Origin of the sequence: Streptomyces sp. NPDC093261, from assembly GCF_044753645.1 — a bacterium.
GTDB lineage: Bacteria > Actinomycetota > Actinomycetes > Streptomycetales > Streptomycetaceae > Streptomyces.
The window spans coordinates 1-1,124 of the sequence record NZ_JBIVNO010000055.1; the positions used below are offsets into that span (position 1 = coordinate 1).

The window sequence follows — 1,124 nt, forward strand, 5'->3', positions numbered from 1 at the left end:
AGAGGTCGTTTTCTCCCGATGTTTCATCCCGAAATTGGTGTTTGATTCCGTGATGTCGGGTCGCGCCAGGAGATGGTGGCTTCGCCGGTGAGGCGGCGGGCCATCAGGTCGGTCATGGCGAGGTGGATCATGGCTTCGGAGCGGGCGGGCAGGGTCTCGTAGTCGCGCGCCAGGCGGCGGTGGAACATCAGCCATCCGTAGGTCCGCTCGACGGTCCAGCGCTTGGGTAGCGGGGTGAAGCCCCTGGTCCCAGGGGTGCGTTGGACGATTTCCATGTCGATGCCGAGCTGGGCGGCGTGCTCGACGAGGTGCTGGCGGTAGCCGCCGTCGACCCAGACCTTGCGGATGGTGGGATGAGCGGCCGCCACCTGGTCGACCAGGTGGGTTCCGGCTGCGGAGTCCTGCATGCTCGCGGCCGTGACCAGTACCGCGAGCAGCAGTCCGAGGGTGTCGGTGACGATGCTCCGTTTGCGTCCCACGATCTTTTTCGCCGCGTCGGTGCCCTGGCCGGCGGCCGGGACGCTGGTGGAGGTCTTCACGCTCTGGGCGTCGATGACGCACGCGGACGGCTCCGCATCCTTGCCCTCCTGCTGTCGTAACAGCCTGCGCAGTACGCCGGTGAGCTGGGCGAACACGCCGGCCTTCTGCCACTTGGCGAAGTAGCCGTAACAAGTCTCCCAGGGCGGGAAGTCGTGCGGCAGGTAGCGCCACTGCACCCCGGTGCGGTCCACGTACAAGATCGCGTTCATGATCTCGCGCAGGTCATGCTCGGGCGGGCGGCCGATGTTCAGCGCATACCGGCGCCGCTCGGCCCGCCAGGCACTGAGCACCGGCTCGATCAACTCCCAGCGGGCATCGGACAGATCACTTGGATACGCACGACGTTCGGCCATGACCTGGACATACCGCCGACCGGCGGCGTGCGCCCAGGCGTGAACCGAGAACGGCGGGAGCACCACCACGCGACGGGCGTGTTGGGATGAGACAGGCGCAAGGCGCACCTCGCCCCAGCCGTCACCCCATCCAGCGCATGTGCCGCAACCACTCCACCAGCCCCGCCGAGACGCCAACCGCCGGCCGAAAAGACCAGGCCAAAGCACGCATCGCAGGTGAAAACGACCTCT

At 67.1% G+C, this 1,124-nt stretch carries 1 protein-coding gene; it reads right to left on the minus strand.

Going from position 1 to position 1,124, the window contains the following annotated elements; translation table 11 throughout:
* Window positions 1–23: 23 nt before the first annotated feature.
* Window positions 24–893: an IS5 family transposase gene (locus tag ACIP94_RS38435; protein ID WP_402436788.1), complete on the minus strand. Its 870-nt coding sequence runs from the start codon at window positions 891–893 to the stop codon at window positions 24–26.
* Window positions 894–1,124: the final 231 nt, after the last annotated feature.